2 protein-coding genes are annotated in these 1,089 nt (G+C 51.7%); both read right to left on the reverse strand.

Annotated features, from left to right (window positions below; all coding sequences use genetic code 11):
* The coding region (locus AC1DE4_RS31760; protein ID WP_477884753.1) for a porin at nt 1-189 on the reverse strand (189 nt) is incomplete at its 3' end.
* A gap of 699 nt (nt 190-888) precedes the next feature.
* A partial coding sequence (locus AC1DE4_RS31765) for a hypothetical protein (RefSeq protein ID WP_477884754.1) occupies nt 889-1,089 on the reverse strand: 201 nt, incomplete at its 5' end.

Genomic DNA, 1,089 nt, shown 5'->3' on the forward strand with positions numbered 1-1,089 from the left:
GATGTAACCGCTGATCTTCAGGCAGGTTTCGGTGCCCGGGATGTAGAAGTAGCCGCTGCCGTAAGCGTCGCAAACGCGGACGTATTCAACTGGTTCCGGCTCAGCAGCAACGATGGCGTCAGCAGCCTGGGCGCTCGTAAAGGCAGCCAAGGCCGCGGTCGTGCTCACAAGGATCATCTTAATGTTCATTCTCAGTCCAATCTTCTGTCGATTGGGCACAGGTCATCATTGCCGAGAAACGGCTCTACCTACCCAGTTTTGGTGAAGGACTCTGCGAAGCAATTTGCGTTAGCGCAGAAGCGTGTTGCTCATTCTACCTGAATGAAAAAACTACCAATGACATTGTCTATTTGAAAAATGCACGGATCCCCCTTGGTATCTATGATTGAGCATTGCCCCACGGCATCGCTTATGCCCGTGCTACCTATCGCGGTGTTGTTCTCGTCCGCAAACTTGAATTGCAAAGGATTTATAAGTTCCCGTTATAGATGGCTTGATCGTCACCATGATCTGACCTGAATCTCTCCTGACGCCGCAAAATTCCCTCGAGAGGAGGAGATCACGGGCGAGGTGCGTGAAATCGCTGTCACGGGCTACAGCAATGCCGAGGAGGGTTTGTCAGCAGCGGTTTTCGATCATCAGGCCCGACCGGTTTCCTTTTGAGGGAGCCACCGTCCTTCCTCCGTTTAAGGACCTCGGCGATCGTCCACTACATAGCAGTCTGTGACCGCCGAAGGACCGTTCAGAAAATTACCTCGTAAGTTCAATCAGTTGTTCGAATTGTCTCGAGATTCCAATAGTCCTGCTTGACGGCTCTCTGGTTGGGCATCTATAAGCCCCCTCACTGAACGAGGGCGGCGGCGCTGCTGGCGACGAAGTCCTTCGCTCTCAAGTTTCTTTTAAGATTGGCTTAGCTGCTGATTGGTTCCTTGGACTTTCTGGTTTGAGGCGAGGAAATTCGACCGGGGTATCTGGTCTGTTATTTGACAATTGAAGATGAGAAGAAAGAGAAACGTGGGCGGCGGAGCTTGCGGGACCGGAAGAGATTTCGGTTCTTTGAAAGAGACTTTGGCGGTCACGTTTATCAAG

It is taken from the genome of Rhizobium sp. 10N414 (assembly GCF_056394785.1).